This window comes from Citricoccus sp. K5 (assembly GCF_902506195.1).
Taxonomy (GTDB): domain Bacteria; phylum Actinomycetota; class Actinomycetes; order Actinomycetales; family Micrococcaceae; genus Citricoccus.
On record NZ_LR732817.1, the window covers coordinates 2,686,840 to 2,708,555 of the forward strand.

General features: G+C 68.0%; 21 protein-coding genes. 9 read left to right on the top strand and 12 right to left on the bottom strand.

Annotation, left to right across the window (positions count from 1 at the left end; all coding sequences use genetic code 11):
• Positions 1-36 precede the first annotated feature (36 nt).
• On the bottom strand, positions 37-594 hold the full coding sequence (locus BOSE125_RS12045; RefSeq protein WP_159552839.1) for a thioesterase family protein: 558 nt from the start codon (positions 592-594) through the stop codon (positions 37-39).
• Positions 595-639: 45 nt separating this feature from the next.
• Positions 640-1,398 (bottom strand): IclR family transcriptional regulator, encoded by a 759-nt coding sequence (locus BOSE125_RS12050; protein ID WP_159552841.1) that lies wholly within the window; start codon positions 1,396-1,398, stop codon positions 640-642.
• Between the two features lie 161 nt (positions 1,399-1,559).
• Here BOSE125_RS12050 and BOSE125_RS12055 point away from each other — a divergent pair, with 161 nt between their 5' ends.
• The 3 genes from BOSE125_RS12055 (at position 1,560) to BOSE125_RS12065 (ending at position 5,297) form a co-directional block, all read left to right on the top strand.
• Complete coding sequence (locus BOSE125_RS12055) at positions 1,560-2,939, top strand: SLC13 family permease (protein ID WP_159552843.1); 1,380 nt, start codon at positions 1,560-1,562, stop codon at positions 2,937-2,939.
• A gap of 112 nt (positions 2,940-3,051) precedes the next feature.
• Entirely contained in the window at positions 3,052-4,365 is a 1,314-nt protein-coding gene (locus BOSE125_RS12060) for a CaiB/BaiF CoA-transferase family protein (RefSeq protein ID WP_159552845.1), read from the top strand.
• Positions 4,362-5,297 (top strand): enoyl-CoA hydratase/isomerase family protein, encoded by a 936-nt coding sequence (locus BOSE125_RS12065; protein WP_159552847.1) that lies wholly within the window; start codon positions 4,362-4,364, stop codon positions 5,295-5,297. Before BOSE125_RS12060 ends, BOSE125_RS12065 begins: the two co-directional genes overlap by 4 nt.
• A gap of 112 nt (positions 5,298-5,409) precedes the next feature.
• On the opposite strand, the gene BOSE125_RS12070 is transcribed toward BOSE125_RS12065, so the two are convergent.
• The 6 genes from BOSE125_RS12070 to BOSE125_RS12095 all read right to left on the bottom strand — a co-directional run bounded on the left by BOSE125_RS12070 (position 5,410) and on the right by BOSE125_RS12095 (position 10,974).
• On the bottom strand, positions 5,410-6,678 hold the full coding sequence (locus tag BOSE125_RS12070) for an acyl-CoA dehydrogenase family protein (RefSeq protein ID WP_159552849.1): 1,269 nt from the start codon (positions 6,676-6,678) through the stop codon (positions 5,410-5,412).
• Between the two features lie 42 nt (positions 6,679-6,720).
• Positions 6,721-7,410, bottom strand: coding sequence for a LysE family translocator (locus tag BOSE125_RS12075; protein WP_159552851.1), 690 nt, complete (start codon positions 7,408-7,410; stop codon positions 6,721-6,723).
• Between the two features lie 9 nt (positions 7,411-7,419).
• Positions 7,420-8,268, bottom strand: a complete 849-nt coding sequence (locus tag BOSE125_RS12080) for a TetR/AcrR family transcriptional regulator (RefSeq protein WP_201301193.1) — start codon at positions 8,266-8,268, stop codon at positions 7,420-7,422.
• Positions 8,269-8,738: 470 nt separating this feature from the next.
• Positions 8,739-9,359 carry a malonic semialdehyde reductase gene (locus BOSE125_RS12085; protein WP_371300596.1) on the bottom strand — a complete coding sequence of 207 codons (621 nt, stop codon included), beginning with the start codon at positions 9,357-9,359 and terminating at the stop codon, positions 8,739-8,741.
• 111 nt (positions 9,360-9,470) lie between these two features.
• On the bottom strand, positions 9,471-9,887 hold the full coding sequence (locus tag BOSE125_RS12090; protein ID WP_159552853.1) for a thioesterase family protein: 417 nt from the start codon (positions 9,885-9,887) through the stop codon (positions 9,471-9,473).
• Positions 9,871-10,974: a DNA adenine methylase gene (locus BOSE125_RS12095; RefSeq protein ID WP_159552855.1), complete on the bottom strand. Its 1,104-nt coding sequence runs from the start codon at positions 10,972-10,974 to the stop codon at positions 9,871-9,873. Before BOSE125_RS12095 ends, BOSE125_RS12090 begins: the two co-directional genes overlap by 17 nt.
• A 193-nt stretch (positions 10,975-11,167) precedes the next feature.
• Here BOSE125_RS12095 and BOSE125_RS12100 point away from each other — a divergent pair, with 193 nt between their 5' ends.
• Positions 11,168-12,304 (top strand): YihY/virulence factor BrkB family protein, encoded by a 1,137-nt coding sequence (locus tag BOSE125_RS12100; RefSeq protein WP_236557962.1) that lies wholly within the window; start codon positions 11,168-11,170, stop codon positions 12,302-12,304.
• A gap of 63 nt (positions 12,305-12,367) precedes the next feature.
• Here BOSE125_RS12100 and BOSE125_RS12105 read toward each other — a convergent pair whose 3' ends face one another.
• Positions 12,368-13,549: a thermonuclease family protein gene (locus BOSE125_RS12105; protein WP_159552857.1), complete on the bottom strand. Its 1,182-nt coding sequence runs from the start codon at positions 13,547-13,549 to the stop codon at positions 12,368-12,370.
• A gap of 225 nt (positions 13,550-13,774) precedes the next feature.
• Here BOSE125_RS12105 and BOSE125_RS12110 point away from each other — a divergent pair, with 225 nt between their 5' ends.
• Positions 13,775-14,212, top strand: coding sequence for a DUF3052 domain-containing protein (locus BOSE125_RS12110; protein WP_159552859.1), 438 nt, complete (start codon positions 13,775-13,777; stop codon positions 14,210-14,212).
• Positions 14,213-14,278: 66 nt separating this feature from the next.
• Positions 14,279-14,917 carry a hypothetical protein gene (locus BOSE125_RS12115; protein WP_159552861.1) on the top strand — a complete coding sequence of 213 codons (639 nt, stop codon included), beginning with the start codon at positions 14,279-14,281 and terminating at the stop codon, positions 14,915-14,917.
• 2 nt (positions 14,918-14,919) lie between these two features.
• Here BOSE125_RS12115 and BOSE125_RS12120 read toward each other — a convergent pair whose 3' ends face one another.
• Positions 14,920-16,023: an enolase C-terminal domain-like protein gene (locus BOSE125_RS12120; RefSeq protein ID WP_159552863.1), complete on the bottom strand. Its 1,104-nt coding sequence runs from the start codon at positions 16,021-16,023 to the stop codon at positions 14,920-14,922.
• On the bottom strand, positions 16,020-16,961 hold the full coding sequence (locus BOSE125_RS12125; RefSeq protein ID WP_159552865.1) for a LysR substrate-binding domain-containing protein: 942 nt from the start codon (positions 16,959-16,961) through the stop codon (positions 16,020-16,022). The genes BOSE125_RS12120 and BOSE125_RS12125 overlap by 4 nt, the downstream gene beginning before the upstream one ends.
• Before the next feature lie 281 nt (positions 16,962-17,242).
• Between BOSE125_RS12125 and BOSE125_RS12130 the strand changes: the two genes are divergently transcribed.
• Positions 17,243-18,793, top strand: coding sequence for a DASS family sodium-coupled anion symporter (locus BOSE125_RS12130; protein WP_201301195.1), 1,551 nt, complete (start codon positions 17,243-17,245; stop codon positions 18,791-18,793).
• Between the two features lie 50 nt (positions 18,794-18,843).
• Here BOSE125_RS12130 and BOSE125_RS12135 read toward each other — a convergent pair whose 3' ends face one another.
• The gene (locus tag BOSE125_RS12135; RefSeq protein WP_159552867.1) at positions 18,844-19,476 is read right to left on the bottom strand and encodes a LytR C-terminal domain-containing protein; all 633 of its coding nucleotides are present in this window, start codon (positions 19,474-19,476) and stop codon (positions 18,844-18,846) included.
• Between the two features lie 119 nt (positions 19,477-19,595).
• Between BOSE125_RS12135 and BOSE125_RS12140 the strand changes: the two genes are divergently transcribed.
• Entirely contained in the window at positions 19,596-20,582 is a 987-nt protein-coding gene (locus tag BOSE125_RS12140; RefSeq protein ID WP_159552869.1) for a haloacid dehalogenase, read from the top strand.
• Between the two features lie 74 nt (positions 20,583-20,656).
• Positions 20,657-21,715, top strand: a complete 1,059-nt coding sequence (locus tag BOSE125_RS12145; RefSeq protein WP_159552871.1) for an isopenicillin N synthase family oxygenase — start codon at positions 20,657-20,659, stop codon at positions 21,713-21,715.
• Position 21,716 lies beyond the last annotated feature (1 nt).

Here is a 21,716-nt window from a genome sequence, read left to right on the forward strand (position 1 = left end):
AACGCACGACGGCGGCGCGCAGCCTCCTGCGTCAGGTCACCAGAGGTGCGGGGCCGGCTTCCGGGAGCCGGGCAGGGCGACGTTGGTGCGCCACTCGTGCAGCCACTCGGGCAACTCGAGCTCGGGCGGCTTCGGCTGACCGAGTTCCTCGGCGACCGCCGTCAGGATCTCCTCGTTGGACACCGGGCCATCCGCACCAAGGAGCCGGGTGGCCACATGGGCCCTGACGTAGACCTCGCCGTCCACCACGAAGCGCTGCTCGAACCAGATGGACTTGTCATCCAGGCCGGCGATCCGGGTCTCCAAGGTGTAGCGCTGCCACAGGTTCACCGACTTCCGGAAGGCGATCTGCTCGGCCTGCACCACCGGCGACCACTTCTTCCTCCGCATCAGGTCCCAGACACCGGCACGGACCATCAGGTCGAAGCGGCCCAGGTCCATGAGGGAGAAGTACATCCCGTTGTTGACGTGCACCGCGATGTCCACGTCGGTCGGCAGGGCCCTCAGCGGCAGCGAGGAGCCATCCCAGATGCTCAGCTTGGAGCGGCGCCGCGAGGTGATGAGCAACAGCAGGGTACGGAAGATCAGGTGCATGTGCACCATGCTGTCACGAGAAGTTACTCATGGGTAGCGCGCGACTCAAGACCCAGGACCCCGGGCCAGGCGCCGAGACACCTCACGAGCGGCGCCGACCACGAGGGGGCCCACGGCCATCCGGCGCTCCTCCGTCAGGCGACTGGTCGGACCAGACACGGAGAGGGCTCCCACCGGCCGTCCATCGGCGCCCACCAGGGGTGCGCCGACTGAGGAGATATCTCCCACCAGCCCTCCGTTGTTGAGGGAGTAACCCCGAGTACGCACCTCTCGCACGGCACCGCCGATGACCTCGGGGTCGGTCAGCGTTCGCTCGGTCTTCCGCTCCAGCACTCCTCGGAGCAGCCCCTCGACCTCCACATCCGGCAGGGCCGACAGGTAGGCAAGCCCGGAGGCCGAGGCATGGAACGGCAACTGTGTTCCCAGGGCGAAAAAGGCACGCAGCTCATGCGGTGAATCGAGCCGCTCAATGAGCACCAGGTGGTCCAGCTGCACGGCGGTGAGGTGCACCGTCTCCGTGGTCTCCAATTGCAGCCGGTTCATGCTGTCCAGGGCGATTTCCCGAAGAGAGGTATCCATGGAGACCTGCCGCCCCAGCCACGCGAATTGCTGGGACAGGTTCCAAGCCAAGGACGGCTCCGGCTCCTGCCGAACCCACCCCCTGGCCTCCAGGGTCTTGAGCAGCCTCAGGGCCGTGGCCTTGGACAACTCGAGGCGACGAGCCATCTCAGAGAGGCCCAGCGCGCCATCCTCCGCCAGGATTTCGACGATCGACAAGGCCGTGTCCACACTTCGGGTGGTCATGGCGACCCCTTTCAATCCTCCGGGGCCTTCTGCTGCCCCGGGCACGCGTCATCGGCCCCGCCAGCGCCGGTCACCCTTGACCGACCATCTGATGTGACCTAGGTTACTTGGACGAGCAAATGAACCGATGGTTCATCTAGTGAACCATAAACGAGGGGTTGATGGTGGGACTACAGATCCTGGCAATCGTGATCTTCGTGGCAGTCTTCACACTGGCCACCCTGCGCAAGGTCCATTTGGGGGTCATCATGCTCGCGGCTGCAGCCGGCGTCGGCATCTGGCTCGCAGACATGGAGATGGATGACATCATCGGAGGGTTCCCCGTCTCCCTCCTCATCCTCCTCGCCGGCGTGACCTATTTCTTCGCCATTGCCCAGCAGAACGGCACTGTTGACCGCATCATCAACGTGGTGATCACCCGGATCGGCGATCGGGCCATGCTGTTGCCCTTCGCCATGTTCGGGCTGACCACGGGCATCGCAGCCATGGGCGCCCCCTTGGCCGGGCTGGTGATGATGCCCATCGCCATGCCGCTGGCCAAGAAGTACGGAATCAACCGGACCCTGATGGGGATCGCCGTCGGCAGCGGCATCAGCGGTGGCGGCTTCGCCCCCACCAGCCTCTTCGGCATCGTCACCTATGGGACCGCCCACTCGGTCGGCATCGATCTGAACCCGCTACTGCTGTTCGTCATCGCCCTGGCCTTCAACGTGGTGCTCTTACTGACGGCGTTCATCCTCTTCGGCGGGCTGAAGTTGCTGAAGTCCCCCGAACGCTTCGATCGGGACACCACCCCACGTCCGGGCTTCGCCACGAAGGATCCGTTGCCCTCACACCCCTTCGAGCGAGAGGGCTACACCACCCGCTCCCGGGCGGTGGCCACCACCGTCCTGGAGCGTGCCTCCGAGGCTCCACCTGCCTCCACCCCGATGACACTCGCTCAGAAGTGCACTGTGGTCTGCATGGCCGGCCTCGTCCTGTCCGTGGTGGCCGTCGCCATGGTCGGCCTCGACCCGGACATCGGCATCCTCTGCTTCGTCTTCGCCACGGTGATGACCCTCGTGGACCCGTCCACCGGGCGGGCCGCCGTCGCCAAGATCGACTGGTCCACCATCCTCATGGTGGGCGGCATCATCACCTACGTGGGGGTGCTGCAGACCATGGGCGCCGTGGACATGCTCGGCGAGGCCGCCAGCAGTGTGGGCACGCCGCTGCTCGCCGCCTTCATCATCTGCCTGATCGGCGGCCTGGTATCCGCCTTCGCCTCCACCACTGGCATGCTGGCTGCGCTCGTGCCCCTGGCCATCCCCCTGGTCTCCGGCGGCGACATCGCCGGCTGGGCTGTGATCGCCGCCCTGGGGGTCTGCTCCTCGATCGTGGACGTCTCTCCATTCTCGACCGTGGGGGCCACCGCCGTGGCCACCGTGGACGAGGACGAGCGTCCACGTGTCACCGCGAACCTGACCCGCTGGGGCCTGTCCATGGTGGTCGTGGGACCGCTTGCCATGGTCGGCGCCCTGGTGCTGCCCACCATGCTCTGACCGGAGTAGTGCCCCCGTCCGCCCCCACCCTCGCTCGGATGCCCGCAAGAAATCTCCATCGAGGGCCGCACCGCTGGCCCCTCCGGGCCCGGACCGCTTTGAAAGGACCACCATGTCACCGCTTCCCGAACCGCAGGCCCTGCCCATCTCGAAAGCCCACGACCAGGACACCCCGGCTCCCCTTCCGCTCGACGGCGTCACCGTCGTCGATCTGAGCCGGGCCCTGGCCGGACCGTATTGCACTGCCTTGTTGGCAGATCTCGGAGCCCGCGTGGTGAAGGTGGAGTCCGGCACCGGGGACCCGTCCCGTCAGTGGCCACCGTTCGACGGCGAGGACAGTCTGTACTTCGACTCGACTAATCGCAACAAGGAGTCGATCTGGATCGACCTCTACTCCAAGGACGGCAAGGAGGTGTTCCGGACCCTGCTCAGTTCCGCCGACGTCCTGGTGGAGAACTTCAAACTGGGCACCCTGGGGAAGATGGGCTACAGCACGGAGGACCTCCACAACCTCAACCCGGACTTGGTCCATGTCAGCGTCAACGCTTACGGACAGAAGGGTCCCCTACGGGACCTGCCCGGGCTCGACCAGGTCATTCAGGGCATCACCGGCATCACCTCGGTGACCGGTCCGGCCGATGGGGACGGCTACCGGGTGGGACTGCCCATCGTGGACATCGCCTCGGGCATGGTGGCCGCCTTCACCGCCGTATCACTGCTCTTCGGACGGGAACGCGGCAATCCCACCCGCACCGGGGCCACCTCCCTCTACGAGACCGCCGTGGCCATGTCCGTCTTCCAGGGCCAGAAGGCCCTGAGCACGGGGACAACACCCCACCGCCAGGGCAACAGCCACCCCAGCATCACCCCGTACGGCTCCTACCCCACGGCCACCGTTCCGATCGTTCTGGCCGTCTCCACCCAGCGGCACTGGACCGACTTCTGCACACTGATCGGCCGCACCGACCTGCTTGAGGACCCTCGCTTCGTCAACGGCCAAGAGCGGACGGAACATCGGGACGCGCTGGACCGGGAGATCGCCGCCTCTCTGCGGTCCCACCCGGCCGAGAAGTGGATCGAGGACATCCGCGGCCTCGGTATCCCGGCCGGCCCGATCCGCGACTATGGGCAGGTCATGGAGGACGAGCACACCCGGGCCCTCGACATGATCCAGCGCACCCGCCGTCCGGACGGACGCGAGCTGGAGGTCCTCCGCGGGCCCGTCAGCCTGGACGGCCGCCCGACGCCCGTCCGTTCCGCCCCGCCGGGACTCTCGGCAGATGCCCGGAGCATCCTCGCCGGCCTGGGGATTCCCGAGGCCGACACCGACCGCCTCGTGGCGGCTGGCGTCGTCAAGGCTCAGCCCGCTTCATCACCACAGGCCGCCCCCGCTGACGCCGCGCTCAAGGAGGTGGTCTCCCGATGAGCACCGACCAGGGCCAGATCCGCGTGGAGGTGCGCGACGGCGTCGGGAACGTGGTGCTGGACCGTCCCAGCCACCGCAACGCGCTGAGCCGGCACATGTGCCGGTCGCTCGTGGAGGCGCTGGCCGTGCTGGACGCCGACCCGGACGTGGGCGTGGTGGCGATCTCGGGAACCGGCGGCGATTTCTGCGCCGGGGCCGGGCTGGACACCTTCGATGAGGTCCTGTTCGACGGTGCTCCCCCGCTGGCCGACGCCAGGCCCACGGCGTCGATTCCGGAGCCGCCAGAGGCAGAGAAGGCTCCAGATGCCGCAACCGTAGGCGTGCCAGACACAGGTGTCGACCGGCTCAGCGAGGCAGACGCGGCCATCCGTGCGGTGCGCAAGCCGACCGTGTCCCTCGTGGAAGGGATCTGCATGGGCGGTGGATGGCAGATAGCCGCCGCTGCCGATCTACTCATCGCCTCCACCACCGCCCGGATTGCCATCACTCCGTCCAAACTGGGCATCATCTACCCGCGCTCGGGACTGGAACGGCTGGTGGACCGGGTGGGCTTGGACCGGGCCAAATACCTGCTGGTGACCGCCGCCGAAGTGACCCCGCGCCAGGCCGCGGAGTGGGGGCTGATCACCTTGCTGATCCCGGCGGAGGACTTCGCCGAGCAGTCCGCCACGACGGTACGGACCATCCAGTCGAGATCCCTGTTCTCCACGGTGACCCAGAAGCGCCTGCTCGACAGCTACGCCCATCGGGTCGCGACGCCCTGCGGCGAGAGCAAAGAGGATGAAGTCGATGCCTACGAGGCGGACTGGAACCGCTCTTGGGCCGAATTCCGGTCCGGAGAGGATCTTGCCGAAGGGCGCCGGGCCTTCGCTGCCAAGGAGCAACCCGTGTTCACCTGGCGCCTGGGCCGAGGCCAGCCGGCCCGCATGTAGCGGATCGGGTCATGGACGTGCACGCCCGGGCCCGCGTTGGCAGGCCCGGGTCGATGCGAGGGCAAGCCCGAGACGATCTCGGCCCCGGGCAGCACAGGTGAAGCGCGTGTTCTCAGGCGAAGGCGCTGAACCCGGTGAGGTCGCGGCCGATCAGCAGTGCCTGCACGGATTCTGTGCCCTCGTACGTGTGGATTGCCTCGATGTCCGCCTGGTGGCGGATGACCCCGTTCTCCAGCAGGATGCCGTTACCGCCGAGCATGTCCCGGGCCTCGGAGGCGATCAGGCGTGCGGTACGCGTGTTGTGGTACTTCGCCAGGGACGCCTGGGTGGGCCGCAGGGTGCCCTCGGACTCGAGGTGGGCCAGGTTCACGCAGTACATCTGCATGGCCACGAGGTGGGAGAGCAGCCGGGTCAGCTTCTCCTGGACCATCTGGTGCTGGGCCAGCTTCTTGCCGAACTGCACCCGCTGCTGCGAGTAGGCCAGCGCGGACTCGAAGCAGGCCGTGGCATGGCCGAGCGCGGACCACGCCACGCCGGCGCGGGTGGCATAGAGGACCCTGGAGGTGTCCTTGAACGAGTGCGCACCGGGCAGCAGGGCCTCCGCGGGCAGTTCCACGTCGTCCAGGTGGATCAGGGCCTGGTCGATGGCGCGCAGGGCGCCCTTGCCGGCGATGACCTCGGCCCTGTAGCCGGGGGTCTCCTGCGGGACGAGGAAACAGCGGACCGCTCCGTGGTCCTCCTCGCCTTCGGAGTCCACGCGTGCCCAGACGAAGGTCACACCGCCCGATGCCCCGTTGCCGATCCATTTCTTGGCCCCGCGCAGCACCCAGCCGGCTGCGGTGCGGGTGGCCCGGGTGGCCAGTCCCGAGGAGTCTGAACCGTGGTCCGGCTCGGTCAGCGCGAAGGATCCGAGCACCTCCCCCGCGGCGATGCGCTTCACGTACCGCTCCTGCTGCTCCTGGCTGCCGAAGTACACGAGGGTGCGCAGCGCGAGCCCACCCTGGACCGCCAGCACGGTGCCCAGGGAGCCGTCCACGCGGGAAAGCTCCATGTTGACCAGACCCGTAGCCAGCGGGGAGAACTGCTCCAGGTCCGGGTGGGTCAGTCCGTCGTTGAACAGCTGGTGGCGCCCGAGGCTGGTGGCCGCCTCGATGGGGTATTCGTGGCGGTCCCAGCCCATGGCCATCTGATCGGCGACGGCGGTGGCAGCCTTGCGCGTCCGCTCCCAGATCTCTCGGTCAGCGGCGGGGATGGCCCGGAAGGCGCCGTAGTAGTCGATGTCCAGTGGGCTCGTGACGTCAAAGGCGGGTTCAGTGGCGCCTGGAAACGGCGATCCGGCGGCGCCAGACGCACGCTCGGAGCGGGCAGGGTTCTCAATCATCCCCTCAGCATAGGTGGAACTGCGTATCAGATCTAGTGAAACTCAATACCGAACAGTGCCGGGCAGTGCCAGCGAGGAGGGCGGCCCGCCTGCGAACGAATCGATGAGCAACTTGCCGCCGAAGGCACCCAGGACCACGCCGGTGATGCGGTCGATCACCGCCATCCCCCGCGTGTTGGCCAGCCACCGGCGGGCGTAGCCACCGCCGAGGATCAGGACCGCGAACCACGCCAGGGACAGCGCGCAGTGCACCCCGGCCAGCCCCGCACCCATGAGCAGCGGGGAGACCCCGGGCGGGAGGAACTGCGGGATCGTGGCGATGCAGAAGACCCCCACCTTGGGATTGAGCAGGTTGGTACCGGCCCCCACCATCCATCCCTGCCACGGTGAGGCTGCTGCCGGGGGCGCCGCCGCGGTGCCCTCGATCGGATCATCGTCACGTCGGAAGGATTTCCAAAGCATCGAGGCGCCCAGCCAGATCATGTACCCGGCACCGGCGACGGTCAGCACCCGGTATGCCACCTCGGACGCCGTCAGCAGCGCCGAGATCCCCACGGCGGCCGCGATCCCCCAGACCATGGCCCCGGTGGCCACACCCGCAGCAGTCGCCCAGGCATAGGGACGGGTCCGGGTCAGGGAGGACCGCAGCACCAGGGCCGTGTCCAGGCCTGGGACCAGCGTCAGGAGGCCGGCCACCACGGCGAAGGCCAGCACGGCATCGAGGATCGTCATCAGCCCAGATTACGGTGAGTTCGACTCCAGCGCCTCGCGGACCCGGCGCAGCACCTCGCCCGAGGGCATCGTCGTGGGAAAGCTCGCGACCACCACCTGGCCGGGTGCGAGGGCGGGGTCAGGAACCCGACCGGAGCCGTCGGCGAGGTCCGCGCCCGTTGCCGGGCCGGCGTCGTCCGCGGGGTGCGGCACACGTCCCGGGCCGGCCCCCGTCTCTGCATCCGCCGGGGAACCGACCCCGAAACGCAGCCGAACCAAGGCCAGCGCCCGGTCCAGCGCCTCCGCATAGCGCGCCGTGAGCTCGGCGGCCGCTTCCCTGTCACCGTGGCCACCACTGCCCCCGTCGCCACCGTTGCGGACGGCCTGGCGCAGGAAGTGGTTGTGGGTGGCCGTGACGAGGGCAGCGAACCCGATGGCGTCCACGGGCTCGAGGCCGGGCACGGTCCGGCGCAGATGCCCGGAGAAGAGCTGCTCGTAGCGGCGTTCCGTGACGATCTCGCGGTCACGCAGGGCCTGCACCCCGCCGACCACGGCGTAGCGGCGTCGCGCCAGCTCCAGGTCCTCGGACAGATGCGCGAAGACACGCTCCGAGGCGGCGCACACGGTGGTCCAGGGATCACTCGGCTGCTCGTCCATCCACGCGGCGAGTTCCTCGATCAGCGGCGGGTGGTCCGCGAAGACCGCGTCCTCCTTGCCGCCGACCTGACGGAAGTACGTGGAACGGGACAGCCCGGCGGCACGCGCCAGGTCGTCCACGCTGGTGGCCTCGAAGCCCCGCTCGCTGAAAAGCTCCACGGCGGCCTCGACCACCAGGGATCGGACCTCGACGGAGCGGGACTGCGCAGGTTCCAGAGTCATGCGCCCGACTCTATCCAGCCCCGCCCCACCCTCCCATCTGGAGGTCGAATTCGCACCGTTCTCGCCCATCACCGGCGTCTGTCAACCTGTTTGGAGCCAGTTCCGGTGTTGTTCGGGTTCTGGTCCCGGGTGATTGATGCCTGACCAGGCCGGTGGCATCGCGGTAGTCGGCACCCGATGTCGGTATCGGGCAGGGTGGGCCAGGTAGTAGGCCTGCTGAACGGTGTGGCGCCGGCGGTGGGCTTGGATCCAGGTCCCGTCGTGGAGTTGGTCCGGGGTGAACAGAGCGATTCCGCCANTCGACCCATGCGGTAGATCCAGGTACTCCAACACGAAGCCACGCCTTTCAACTGCCGTGAAACCCACCATCACTGCCTCCCTCGGCGCCACCCCAGTGGTGGCTCACACCGAGGTTGACAGAGAGGGTGCCCACGAGTATTCGGGCCACTTTCGACCTGCAGTTGAAGGGGTCAGACGGTCTGGACCGCGAGTTCCTCGTCCAGGCGGGGCAGGCGCGGGAACCAGGCGTCGGCGCCGGGCTTGCCGACGTTGACCACCATGAAGGCATTCCAGGTGGTCCCGGCGTTGAAGTCGGCGTCCACGCCGGCGAAGTCCCAGCCGGTCATCGGTCCGGCGGCCAGTCCCTGCGCCCGGACGGCGAGCATGAAGTAACCGGCCGCCAGCCAGGCGTTCTGGCGGGCGATCAGCGCGCGGGCGTCCGCGTCCGTGAACAACTCCTTGCGCTCGGGTGCGTGTGGGAAGAACACCGGAAAGTTCTCGTGCCAGTCAGCGTCCCAGGACAGCACGGCCACAGCCGGCGCGGCCTCGGTCTTGGGCGCATTGCCGCCGCCGTGGGTCATGAGCCGGGCCCGCTGCTCCGCCGACTGGACCCAGGTGATGCGCAGCGACTGCAGGTTCATCATGGTCGGGCCCATCTTGGTGAGCTCGTAGATGGCCCGCAGGGTCTCCGCGGAGACCGGCTCGTCCGAGAAGGTGTTGGCCGTGCGGGCGTCATGGAACAGCTGGTCCAGCGCCTTCGGGTCCACGGGCTCCATCGGGGTGGCCTCGGTGTTCAGCACGGTCTCGGTCACGGTCTCTCTCCTTCGGGTCGACGGCGGCGCCGCACCTTCGTCGGAAGGGGCACCAGGAGTGCATAACCGTGGGGCTCGCAGGCGGTATTCCCCGGAAGTGGGCGCTGTGGCCTACGACTCAGCCTCCGGCAGCGACCAGGCCTCCAGCTCCGTGCGCTCGCCCTCCGTCAGAGCCCGCGAGGAGCCCGAACCGTCCAACCAGACCAGGATGGAGTCCACCGTGAAGACCGGGCGGCCGTCCTGGATTCCCTGTTGGCGCAGCGTGTAGGACTTGGTACCGATCCTCACCACGGACACCTGCAGGGTGATGGCGGGGGCGTACCGGGTCTCGGCGTGGTAGTCGATCTCCTGGCGGGCCACCACGATGCTGCCGCCCTCGCCGCTGCCCTGGCGCTGGGACGCCAGAAAGGAGTGGAACCGGATCCGTGCCTCCTCGGCCAGGGTCACGATCTTGGCGTTGTTGACGTGGCCCTGCGCGTCCTGGTCGGACCAGCGCAGGTCCATCTCGATCTCATATGGCGTGGACACTCTCACTCCTGTCACGCAGGTCTCCTGTGGTGGAACTCCTGCCCGCCGCGGCCTGCGCCGCCTCGACCTTCTCGGCCGGCCCGGCCACGAAGACCAGCTCCGTGTTGCGCAGGTGGGACACCTTCCCGACCTTCTCCCCCGTGGGCGAATGGATGCCGATGCTCGCCCCGACGTACCGCTTCGAGTCGAAGCCCAGCACGGCCACCGCCTCGTGTCCCGCCTCTTGCAGGGACTGCTCCATGGCATCCGCCGTGATCCACGATTCGTCGTTGTAGGACACGATGACCAGCTCGGACCGGATCCGGGTGAGCACATCCGCGAGCGCCGCCGGCATGGTCCTCTTGGAGTTGAAGACGCTACGGGTGTCCTCGTCCCGCACGTCCACCCGCTTGCAGGCCACCCCGTAGTGCTCCGGCTCGTCCCAACGGACCAAGGTCTCCCAGACATGGTAGTTCGCGTAGTAGCGGTGCTGGTTGTACGGCGGGTCCACGTAGTAGAGGTCGGCCTGCGGCAGGGTGTCCACCGTGTCCATGACGTCCCCGACCACCACGGCACCCGGCCCGTCCAGCAACGCTGGCACCCGCAGCTCCAGGTCCCGCCCCGAGCGCCGGGCCCAGGACTTCAGGTAGGCCATCTGGATGCCCGTGGTGGAATCCACGCGATCAGCGGCTTCGAGCAGGGAGGTCAGCAGGATCGGGTACCAGTGGGTCCCCGCGTAGTCGTCCTCGATGCGCTCGCGGATCGCGTCGATCCGCATGCCGTTCTGGGGTTGGAAGTAGCGTGCCTGCTCGCAGAACGTCGCCGTGACATAGCCGCGGGCCGGCGTCGTGCCCTGAAGGTCCGCCAGGATGGCGGTCAGCTCGGTCCGGTCGATGTCCCGCGCGTCGGTGGCGATGTAGCAGCCGGCGAGCACGCCGGTGTAGGTGGCGCGATCCGAGGCCGTGGTGCGGATGCCCCGGCGCTTGAATTCCTGGGCCACGCGGGTGGTGCCGGAGAAGAGGTCGACGGCGGTGCGGGCACCGGCCGCTGACGCCATAGCACCCAGCACGGGCACCAACAACCGCTTGGAGCCCAGGTACTTGATCATGCATCGAACCTAACCGACCGGTGACCTGCGGCGGGGTAGGCAGGGCCCGCCGGTGCTTTCAGATCCGCCGCAGACAGGACAGGATGGCAGGCAGGAGAACCAGAACGGTGCAGCCGGCTCGTCGAATGGTGGCACCATGGGCCCCGAGTCGAGGTTCAGCGCACCCGCGCAGACGCAGAGGAGAGGACATCCCGTGCCCATCAAGGATCCGATAGACGCAACGATCGACGCGGCCGACTCTCCGGAGCCGGACCACGGCACCAAGCCCGATGATCCTCCCAAGCTCAAGGGAGCCAGCTGGAAGTACGCCTTCAAACGGGCCCTGAAGGAGTTCGGGACCGACGGCGGCACCGACTTGGCCGCCATGCTCACCTACTACATGGTCCTCTCCCTGGCCCCGGCATTGCTGGCGATCTTCTCGATCATCACCCTGGTCCTGGCCAACAACGCCGAGACGGTGACCTCGCTCGTCGACGACCTCGTCCAGCAGTACGTTCCCTCCGACTACCAGGCGCTCGTGGTCAACCTGGTCGAGACGATGATGAACTCCGCCACCGGCGGCGTGATCGCGTTGGTGATCGGTATCGCGACCGCCCTGTGGTCCGCCTCGGCCTATGTCAAGGCCTTCTCCCGCTGCCTGAACACCGTCTACGGCGTGGAGGAGGGCCGGGGCCTGGTCAAGCAGCTCGGCACCATGCTGCTGACCACCCTCAGCCTGCTGCTCGGGGTGGTGCTCATCTTGGTCTCGCTGGCCTTGAGCCAGACCCTGGTGACCGGGGTGCTGGGCCCCATCGCGGAACCGCTCGGCCTCAATGACATCCTGACGTTCCTGACGGAGACGTTCCTGCCGATCTGGGCCTGGGTCAAGTGGCCCGTCATCCTGGCGCTCGTGATCACCATGATCGCCCTGCTGTACTACCTCGCGCCCAACGTGAAGCAGCCCAAGTTCACCTGGATCGGCATCGGCTCGATCGTCGCGCTCGTCGGCATCGCCATCGCCGGCGTGGCCCTGTCCATCTACCTGACGCAGTTCGCCGGCTACAGCTCCTACGGGGCCATCGGCACCGTGATGGCTCTGCTCTTCGTGCTCTGGATCTTCAACATCGTGCTGCTGCTCGGCGCGGAGGTGGATGCGGAGGTGGAACGCGCACGGCAGCTGCAGGCCGGCATCCGGGCCGAGGAGATGATCCAGCTCCCGCCGCGGGACACCGTCAAGGTGGAGAAGATGAAGAAGGCCCGGGACCAGCTCGAGGCCGACGGGCGCGTGCTGCGCCTGACCTACGGCGCCGAAGGCAGCGATGGCCGCGTGGAGCACACCCGCCAGGACTGACTCTTCCACCTCCCGCTATGCGGGTCATGTCAAACCGTTGACATGACCCGCACAGTTGCGTTCTCAGCAGGGTTTCCACGCCTGGCCGCCCGGGGCATAGCAACGGGGTCCCGTATAGCCCGGGAAGTCAGCATCCGTTCCATAACCACTGTTCGACGGCGGCTGGCGGCGCGGTGTCTCCGGCTGCCTCTCGTTCGAATGGTTGCGCTCTGCCTGGCGAGCGTTCTCCCGTTCGCGGGCCCTGTCAGCCTGCCGCTCAGCTTCCGCCTCCTGCCGCTCCGCTTCTGCGGCACGGTCCTGCTCCGCTTGACGGGCTTCTTCGGCGGCTCGTTCCTCTGCGGCCTTCTGCTCCGCAACTGCTCGTTCCTCGGCGGCCTTCTTTTCCGCGGCGGCCTTTTCGGCAGCCAGTTTCTCCTGGGCAGCCTTCTCTGCCGCCACTCGGGCCTCCTCCGCCAGTTCCGCTTCCTTGGCCAGCAGCTCCTGTTGATAGGCGACCGCAGCCGGCAATGCCACGTCGCTCCTCTTTCTCAACTCCGGGGCCAGTCCGCCATAGGCCCTGGAGAGGACCACGTGCCCACCCGACTCGACCAGATCCAAAGCCGCTCCCAAGGCCTCACCGGCGGCGATCACCGGAGCAGCCGCTGCGAGCGCTGCGGCCACGCCGGCTGCGTCTGCGGGGATGGCGGCCGGCAGATCCTCCAAGGGCGGAAGTGCCTCGGCCAGGGCCGGGACGGTGCACTCAACGGCCGCATCGTGAAGACCCTTGCCGGCCTCCTCCGCCCGTTCCTGCGCCTCGAGAACCTCCGGGTAGAAGCGATCGTTCGGCTCATATAGGACGGCCACCCCCAGGCCGGCTTCTGCCACATCGGCGTTGATCAGCGAATCGTCCTTGTAGACACCGGCCAAGGTCCGGTCATATCGGTCCGTGCGTTCGACGTCATAGACGAGCTCGATCTGCTCACCTGGGGCCAGCAATTCCTCCAGGAACGCCGTGGCTTCCGGACCTAGGCACTGAACGGGCTTCTCCGGGTGCTTGGTCTCCGGCGTATCCACATTCAACAGCCGGACACGTTGAATCTCTCCGTTGACGTCCGCGTCGATGGTGTCACCGTCGATCACCCGGACCACGGTCGCCCGGTCGCGGTCGTCCGAACCACCGGATTGCGCCACCGCGACGCCGGTGGCGCCTGCCGCCACGGCCACCACGGCCACCACGGCCACTCCGGTGACCACTTTGGCGGTCACTGATGACCTTGCCCACAAACCAGCCATGACCATCGAGTCCTCTGTGCGTGCCCCTCCGCATGATGACCACAGCAGCATAGGCGAGCGGCAGGGGACCGCGGCCCCGGCCACTGGAGATGACGGGCTCCGCGGACCTCGACGCTGACCCGGCACCTTGCCAAGGAATCCTGTGGAAGATGCCGGGCCGACGTCGTTCCCCCGTCCTGGTGGGGGCAGAATGGTGTCATGGCCACCACCCCGGAACAGCCCGCCACCCCCGCCGCCACTACCGCGCCCGCTGCACCCGCCGCACCCCAGAAGACCACCGCGCAGAAGCTCTTCATCAAGCCCACCGACACCCTGCACCTGGCCGGCGGGCACCAGGGCCTGCACGCGCTCCTGGATCCCCTGCCCGAGGGCGTGAGGCTGACGGACGAGATCACGGAGGCCACCGCCGTCGTACTCTTCGCCCAGGACCAGCGATCCCTGGACGGAGTGCTGGACGATTGGCTGGAACCCGCGCTCGGGGCCCGGGTGCTGTGGATCGGCTATCCGAAGGGCGGCCGATCGGACATCAACCGGGACACCATCTGGAAGGACATCGAGGCCCGTGGGCACACGCTGAACGCCAACATCCCGCTGTCCGGGGAGTGGTCCTCCGTGCGGGTGAGAACCGCCTCGTAGACTGGGGGTAGCAGGCCGGTCTGAATTGACCGGAGCACCACACATCAACACTGAGGGACAGCACCCATGCGCCGAATGTCCGATCCCGCCTACGTCTCCGAAAGCCAAGACCGCCTCCACGGCGAGAACATCGAACCGATCACCCAGCTCTGCGATTCCCTGGAGGCCACGGACAAGGGTCCCATCCCGTACGTGGACCCCGCCCTTGACATTGACGAGGCCCGCATCCTGGTCCTCACCTCCGCCCCGGGGCCCGGCACCGCGTCCGGCTTCCTCTCCCACGAGAACGACGACGACGCCTCCGAGCGTCTGCTGCGTGTCTTCTCCTCGGCGGGCTTGGACCCGAAGTACACCATCCCCTGGCTGGTCCACCCCTGGACCCAGGAGGACTACGCCCTGAACCTCACGAAGGAGCGGATCGCCACAGGCGTGAAGCCCTTCAACCGCTTCCTCAAGCGCGTCCCCCGCGTGGTGGCCATCATCGCCCACGGTGGCGAGTCCCAGAAGCTCATCAAGGCGTTCTCCTCGACCATCGGCGGCTCCGTGCTCTCAGCCAAAGCCATCAAGGTCTTCAACGCGCCCGCGCTGCACACCCAGAGCGCCAATCGGAAATTCACTCCGGAGGAACTCGAGGACCAGATGGTCGAGACCTACGGTCAGGCCATGCGCCTGTGCGGCATCCGGCCGCTCGTGAGCGGCAGCTGACCTCAGCGGTCGGTGCGGTACCTCGACAGCTTCTCGCCGTCGATCTCCGCGCCGACGCCCGGCACGTCCCGCACGGAGATGCGTCCGTCAGCGATGGCGATGGGTTCGGCCAGCAGGTCGTCGGACATGTCCAGGAAGTTGGAGAGCTCCCCGGCCCGGCGGGAGGTGGCCTCGTGAGCCGCGCCGAAAGTCACGGTGGCGAGTGAGCCGACCTGGGTGTCGATCTGGTTGCCCATGGTCACGTCCACGCCCAGCCCGGTGCACAGCCCCAGGATCTCGGTGGCCTCCGTGAACCCGGACCGGGCGGTCTTGATGCAGATCGCGTTGCAGCCGCCCGAGAGCAGCTCACGGGAGGCATCTCCGGCCGTGGGGACGGACTCGTCCCCCACCACGGGGATCGGCGACTTCTCGACCAGGCGGCGGCGGCTCATGGCCTCCTTGGCGTCACACGGCTCCTCCAACAGGGTCAGGCCCAGACCGTCCGTCTGCTGCAGCACCTGCATGGCCTCATTGGCGCTCCAGCCGCGATTGGCGTCCAGGTAGAGCTCCACGTCCGGCCCCAGGCCCTCGCGGAGCACGTGGCAGGCCTCCACGTCCAGGGACAGCGGGCGGCGGCCGACCTTCAGCTTGAAGGTGGTGATGCCGTACTCCTCGCCGAAGCGCAGTGCCTCGTCCAGCAGCTCCTGGGCCGGCTTGAAGCCGAGCATGTGGGAGACCCGCATCGAGCCGGTCCACCCACCCAACAGCTGGTGCACTGGCCGCCCCAGCGTCCTGCCGGCCAGGTCCCACAGGGCGATGTCCACGGTGCCCTTGGCGACCTGGTTGTTGATGGTCCGGCGCATCACGGCGTGGACCTTCTCCCGGTCGAAGGGATCCAGCCCGATGATCTGCGGGGCGAAGACCTCCTCGACGATGTTCTTGATGGACACCTGCGTCTCACCGTAGGTGTAGGGCCGCGGCGGGGCATCGGCCACCCCGGTGATCCCCTCATCGGTGTGGATCCGCACCAGCACGTGGTCCGCCGTCTCCACGGCACCGGAGGCGAACTTCAACGGGTGGGTGTACGGGATGGCGTAGGGGATGGCTTCGATGCCGGTGATCTTCATGGACGCTCCTGCTGGTCAGGGGACGGAGGATGGACGAGGCCGGGCTGGCCGTGGCGCACGTCAGACACGGCACGATGGGCGAGCGCCCGGAAGGGCGGGATGAGTCCGGAGCGGCTGCCGTGCTTCCAGGCGATGGCGAGGCCGACCTCGGGTGCACTCTCGAGTTCGCGGTAGGCGATGGGGGACGCCGCAGCCCGCCGGGCGCCGTCGGGCACCAGGGCCAGGCCCATGCCCGCACCCACGAAGGCCAGCAGGGTCGAGGTCTCCGTGGCCTCCTGCACGACGCGCGGGCGGAAGCCCGCCTGCCGGCAGGCCTCGGAAGTGATGGTGGCGACGGCGGACCCCTGCGGGTAACTCACGAAGTCCTCCCCCGCGAGCTCGGCCAACGGCACGGGGCCGCCGGCGGTGGCCAACCGGTGCTGGGCCGGGAGGGCGACCACGAGGCTGTCACCCTCGAGGGCGTCGAGCAGCAGTTCCGAGGACTGCACCGGCGGGCGCAGGACGGCGACATCGAGCCGGTTCTCCAGCAGCCCCTGTTCGATCTGCGGGGTGAGCATCTCCCCCATCACGTGCAGCCGGACCCCAGGCAGCTCGCGCCGGGCCAGCTGCACCACGGCCGGCATGACCCGGTAGGTGGCCGAGCCGACGAAGCCGACGCGCAGGACGCCCGCGGCGCCGGCACCAACCTCGCGGACGTCCTTGGCCAGAGCCTCGACATCGGCCAGGATCTGCCGGGCCCGCTCCAGCATGAGCTGCCCGGCATCAGTGAGGTCCACCCGTCGCGTGGTGCGCTCGAAGAGCTTGGTGCCCAGAGTGGTCTCCAGCTGCTTGATCTGCTGTGAGAGCGGTGGTTGAGCCATGTGCAGCCGCTCGGCCGCCCGCCCGAAATGCCGTTCCTCGGCCACGGCCACGAAATAACGCATCTGGCGCAGGTCCACTACGCCACCCCCTCTCCGATGCCATCCTGGGCCGGGCCGGCCCGCTCTGCGCCACGCTCGGTGAGCGCGGCATGGTCGATCCAGCGTAGGGATGGCATGACTCACAAGTGAAAGACCAGTTCGGACCATATTAGAACCCGGGCCATATCAATACAGGCCGAATGTGTACTTCTGTCCTGTCATTGATCCGCGTACGGTGTGACAGATCACAGATTCAGACGGTTCTCGAGAAGAACCGCTTGACCCCGCTCAACCCGCTCCATCCCCAAGGACCACCCGAGATGACCCAGACCTCTTCCGACGCCCGCGCGGCCACCACACCGGAACAACCCGAACCCCAGTCAGACGCGCTCGACTCCGGCGGCAAGCGCAATTGGTGGTTGCTGGCCCTGGGACCGGCAGCCGGCCTGCTGCTGGCTCTGGTGCTGCCGGCATCGTTGTCCTTCGAGGGCCGCGCCGTGGCCGGCTGCGCCCTGTGGATGGCTGTCTGGTGGATGACCGAGGCCGCGCCCATCCCGGTGACGTCCCTCCTGCCGCTCGTGCTGTTCCCGCTGTTCGGGATGGCACCCATGAAGGACGTGGCCGCACCGTACGCCGATTCGGTCGTCTTCCTCGTGATGGGCGGCGTGATCCTGGGGCTCGCCACGGAACGGTCCAACCTGCACCTGCGCGTGGCACTGCTGACCATCCGGATGGTCGGCACCAAGCCCGCGCAGATCGTGTTCGGCCTGATGGCGGCCTCGGCCTTCATCTCCGCCTGGGTGTCCAATACCGCCACCGCCGTCATCATGGTGCCGATCGCCGTCTCGATCCTGCAGCTGGTGCGCCGCGTCGACCCGGAGGCCGGCGGCAAGCGGTTCGCCGCGTCCATGCTCCTCGGTGTCGCCTACGGCGTGACGATCGGTTCCACCGCCACCCTGATCGGCCAGCCGCCGATGGCGCTCATGAAGGGTTACCTCATGGAGTCCCACGGCTTCGACCTGCAGTTCGGTCACTGGATGCTGGTCGGGGTGCCCTGGGCCATCGTCATGCTCGTGATCGCCTGGCTGGTGCTGACCAAGTTCGTGTTCCGTGCCGAGGTCTCCGAGATCCCGGGCGGCAAGCAGATGATCAAGGACGAACTGGCCAAGCTCGGCCGGCTGACCACCCCGGAACGCCGTGTGGGCGTCATCTTCCTGCTGGCAATCTTCTTCTGGGTCTTCGTCCCCTTCATCGCGGACATCCCCGCCGTGGCTTCAGCCCTGCCGTTCCTGGGCACCATCTCGGACACCCAGGTCGCCATGGCCGCCGCCATCGCCTGCTTCCTCGTACCCGCCGAGAAGCGCTCCGTGGACCCGAACGGCACCGCCCTGCTCCGCTGGTCCGCAGCCAAGGAGATCCCGTGGGGGCTGTTGCTGCTCTTCGGAGGCGGGCTGTCCCTCTCCGCGATGTTCACGGCCACCGGCTTCTCGGAGTGGCTGGGCGGCCAGGTGGGCGCCCTCAGTGGAGTCCCGACGTGGCTGGTCCTGCTGATCGTGATCGTGGTGGCGCTGGCCTTGACCGAGCTCACCTCGAACACCGCCACGGCCGCGGCGTTCTTCCCGATCTTCGGCGCCGTGGCCGTGGGCCTGGGCATGGATCCGCTGTTCATGACCATCGCCGTGACCCTGGCAGTCTGCTCGGCCTACATGCTGCCGGTGGCCACGCCGTCCAACGCAGTGGCGTTCGGCTCGGGCGAGGTCACGATCAAGCAGATGGTGCGCGCCGGTGTCTGGCTCAACCTGGTCTCGCTGGCGCTGATCATGCTCGTGATGTACACGCTGGTCCCGTTGGTTTTCCCCGGCGGCATGTGACCTGAAGGCCCGCGACCCGACCGCGGCGCGCTGGGAGGTGAGACGATCGCTCAGCCCAGCGCCGCCGTCGGGGCCTCGGTCTCGAGCCGCTGGCAGTCCAGCGGTCCGGGTGCGGTGTTGACCCCGTCCGCCGATACGAGGCCCTCGTACTGGGTGCCCATGATGACGTCCACCGTGGCCTCCTCGCGGGCGTCTGGGAGGTAGACCGAACCCTCGATGTTCCGCTGGACCGCCAGGGATGTGTCCCGTCCCTCTGGTCCGGAGATGATGACGGCCACCATGTTCGAGGTGGTGAACCCCTTGTTGCCGACTCCGCCGATCACGAACTCACGCTCTTCGAGCGCGTTGGCCACGTCCCCGGCCAGCCCGCCGAGGTTAGTGCCATTGAAGACCGTCACCGTGGACGCGGTCGAGTAGTCGAATTCCCCCGCCGGGCACAGGAGCGGCTCCTCCGGCGGAGCCGCCTCCCATCCCGGGATGCTCCAGGACCCCTGCAGCACCTGGTACGCCGTGACGGTCACCCCGGAGACGATGAGCGCGACGATCAGCAGCACGATCGCGTGCCGCCGGTGACGCCGGCGGCGGTCCCGCTGCAGGACCTTCGGGTCCACCACCCCGAAATACCGGCCGAGATCGTGCTCCGTGAAGATCCGCCGGCCGTCCGGCTCGCGACGCGGGTCCACGTTCGGAGGCAACTGAGGGTGGGACACGGGACCCCCTTCGGTGCGCGTGGACAGTAATCAGCACCACATTAGGCGACGGGTCACGGTCTGACATCCGATTCGCCCCCTAATCTGGTGGCATGCGCACTGTGCCACCCCTCGGACTGCTCCTGGACGTCGACGGCCCCATCGCCTCGCCCGAGACCCGCCGCGTGCCGGACGGCATCGTCTCGGCACTGGTCACGCTGGCGGACCGCGGCATCCCCGTGGTCTTCAACACCGGCCGGTCCGCCGACTTCGTGCTGCAGCACGTGGCCACCCCACTCCTCGCTGCCGGCCTGCCCCGCGATGCCCGGTTCCACGCGGTGTGCGAGAAGGGCGCCGTCCACTTCTCCTTCGCCTCTCTGACCGACCTTGCCGCTCCGGCCTCCGGAAGCGCACGGAACGGCGAGACCGGCGAGTATGGTCAGGACCGCACTGGCGATGACCCCGACGCCGGCCTGCCCCGGGCCACGCGCGGCCACGGAGTGCCCGCGTGGATGGAGGTCGATGCCGGCATGAGGCTCCCAGTGGACCTGGAGTCCCGCTTGGTCCGGCTGGTGGGCGACTACACGGACACCATGTTCTACGACGACACCAAGCTGGCCATGTTCTCGGCCGAGATGAACGTGGGTGAGTCCCCGGAGCGCTACCGGGCAGGTCAGCGTGACTTCGAGGATCGCGTGGCCGGCCTCCTCGCCGAGGATCGGGCCGCCGACGCGTTCCAGCTGGACTCGACCATCATCTCCTCGGACGTCGAGCATGCCTCCAGTGGCAAGGACCGGGGCGCGGAGCGCTCCTGGACTCTGATCGCTGCCGACGGGGAACTGCCGATGCGCTGGTTCACCTGCGGGGATTCCCGCACGGACTACGCCATGGCTGACTGGCTGCAGGCGCGCGGGGCGCCGGTGGTACATGTGGATGTCCGGCACGAGGACGGCATCCCGGAGACCCCGTACCCGGTGATGACCAGTGAAGACCTGGCCGCTCAGGGCTTCGGGACGGCCGAAGGCCGGCATGAGGAAGCCGGGCAGGCCTTCCTGGAGTGGGTATTAAAGACCACTGGCGCGCCGAACGCCACCATGTGACGAAATGCCGTCACCCGGGGTAGCGCAAGGCAACGTAGAAGCGTGGGCGCCGGCCGGCGTCGTTGACTGGTTCCATGACTTCTGCGCTCTCTGACGACTCCACCACCACCGGTGCACCGTTGGACATCCCGGTCCTGGACCTGTCCACCATGCGGGCCGCCGACGGCTCGTTCGCCCCGGACTTCCTGGACCGGTTGCGCCATGCCGCCCACCACGTGGGCTTCTTCCAGATCGTCAACTACGGCGCCGCCGCCGGCCAGGTGGACGACCTGTTCCGCGTCACCGCCGAATTCTTCGCTCGGCCGGACGAGCAGAAGCTGGCCCTGCACAACCAGAATTCCCCGCACTACCGCGGCTATTCCTCGGTGGGCTCCGAGCGCACCCAGGGACGCCCGGATTCGCGCGAGCAGATCGACTTCTCCCCGGACCGAGCCCCGGTTCCGGCCGAGCAGATCAAGCCCGGCGAGGAGTACTGGCACCTGCAGGGCCCCAACCAGTGGCCGGCGGACATGCCTGAACTCGAGCGGGCCGCCATGGACTGGACCAGTCTCATGGATCGCGTCGGCGAGGACCTGTTGAAGGCCCTGTGCGTTTCCATCGGCTTGGACGAGAACCACTTCGCTGAGCCGTTCGCCGGCGACCGCGCGTGGATGGGCAAGCTGGCCCACTACGTCGGCGGCGTGAAGGAGGCCGGTACCCAGGGCGTCGGCCTGCATGCCGACTACGGCTTCATCACCCTGTTGCTGCAGGACCTGGTGGGAGGCCTTGAGGTGCGCCCCTACGGGCAGGACGAGTGGTTGCCTGTCGAGCCGATCCACGGCGCCCTGGTCGTCAACCTCGGCGAGATGCTCGAGGTGGCGACCAACGGTTACCTCATGGCCACCATCCACCGGGCCGTCGCCCCGGACGAAGGCGTGGACCGCTATTCCGTGCCGTTCTTCTACTCCCCACGCCTGGACGCGGTGATCGAGCCCGTGGAGCTGCCGGCCGAGCTGGCCGCCGAGGCCCGCGGCGTCTCCGACGATCCGGACAACCCCATGCTGGCCTCGTTCGGCTCCAACATGCTCAAGGGCTTCGTCCGCGCGCATCCGAAGGTCACCAAGAAATTCCACCCCGAGCTGGCCGCGAAGTAGG

What these genes read in the sequence shown, in the direction of transcription:
- BOSE125_RS12045 (WP_159552839.1), bottom strand. Translation starts at nt 594, where the DNA reads ATGCACCTGATCTTCCGTACCCTGCTGTTGCTCATCACCTCGCGGCGC.
- BOSE125_RS12050 (WP_159552841.1), bottom strand. Translation starts at nt 1,398, where the DNA reads ATGACCACCCGAAGTGTGGACACGGCCTTGTCGATCGTCGAAATCCTG.
- BOSE125_RS12055 (WP_159552843.1), top strand. Translation starts at nt 1,560, where the DNA reads ATGGTGGGACTACAGATCCTGGCAATCGTGATCTTCGTGGCAGTCTTC.
- BOSE125_RS12060 (WP_159552845.1), top strand. Translation starts at nt 3,052, where the DNA reads ATGTCACCGCTTCCCGAACCGCAGGCCCTGCCCATCTCGAAAGCCCAC.
- BOSE125_RS12065 (WP_159552847.1), top strand. Translation starts at nt 4,362, where the DNA reads ATGAGCACCGACCAGGGCCAGATCCGCGTGGAGGTGCGCGACGGCGTC.
- BOSE125_RS12070 (WP_159552849.1), bottom strand. Translation starts at nt 6,678, where the DNA reads ATGATTGAGAACCCTGCCCGCTCCGAGCGTGCGTCTGGCGCCGCCGGA.
- BOSE125_RS12075 (WP_159552851.1), bottom strand. Translation starts at nt 7,410, where the DNA reads ATGACGATCCTCGATGCCGTGCTGGCCTTCGCCGTGGTGGCCGGCCTC.
- BOSE125_RS12080 (WP_201301193.1), bottom strand. Translation starts at nt 8,268, where the DNA reads ATGACTCTGGAACCTGCGCAGTCCCGCTCCGTCGAGGTCCGATCCCTG.
- BOSE125_RS12095 (WP_159552855.1), bottom strand. Translation starts at nt 10,974, where the DNA reads ATGATCAAGTACCTGGGCTCCAAGCGGTTGTTGGTGCCCGTGCTGGGT.
- BOSE125_RS12110 (WP_159552859.1), top strand. Translation starts at nt 13,775, where the DNA reads ATGGCCACCACCCCGGAACAGCCCGCCACCCCCGCCGCCACTACCGCG.
- BOSE125_RS12115 (WP_159552861.1), top strand. Translation starts at nt 14,279, where the DNA reads ATGCGCCGAATGTCCGATCCCGCCTACGTCTCCGAAAGCCAAGACCGC.
- BOSE125_RS12120 (WP_159552863.1), bottom strand. Translation starts at nt 16,023, where the DNA reads ATGAAGATCACCGGCATCGAAGCCATCCCCTACGCCATCCCGTACACC.
- BOSE125_RS12130 (WP_201301195.1), top strand. Translation starts at nt 17,243, where the DNA reads ATGACCCAGACCTCTTCCGACGCCCGCGCGGCCACCACACCGGAACAA.
- BOSE125_RS12140 (WP_159552869.1), top strand. Translation starts at nt 19,596, where the DNA reads ATGCGCACTGTGCCACCCCTCGGACTGCTCCTGGACGTCGACGGCCCC.
- BOSE125_RS12145 (WP_159552871.1), top strand. Translation starts at nt 20,657, where the DNA reads ATGACTTCTGCGCTCTCTGACGACTCCACCACCACCGGTGCACCGTTG.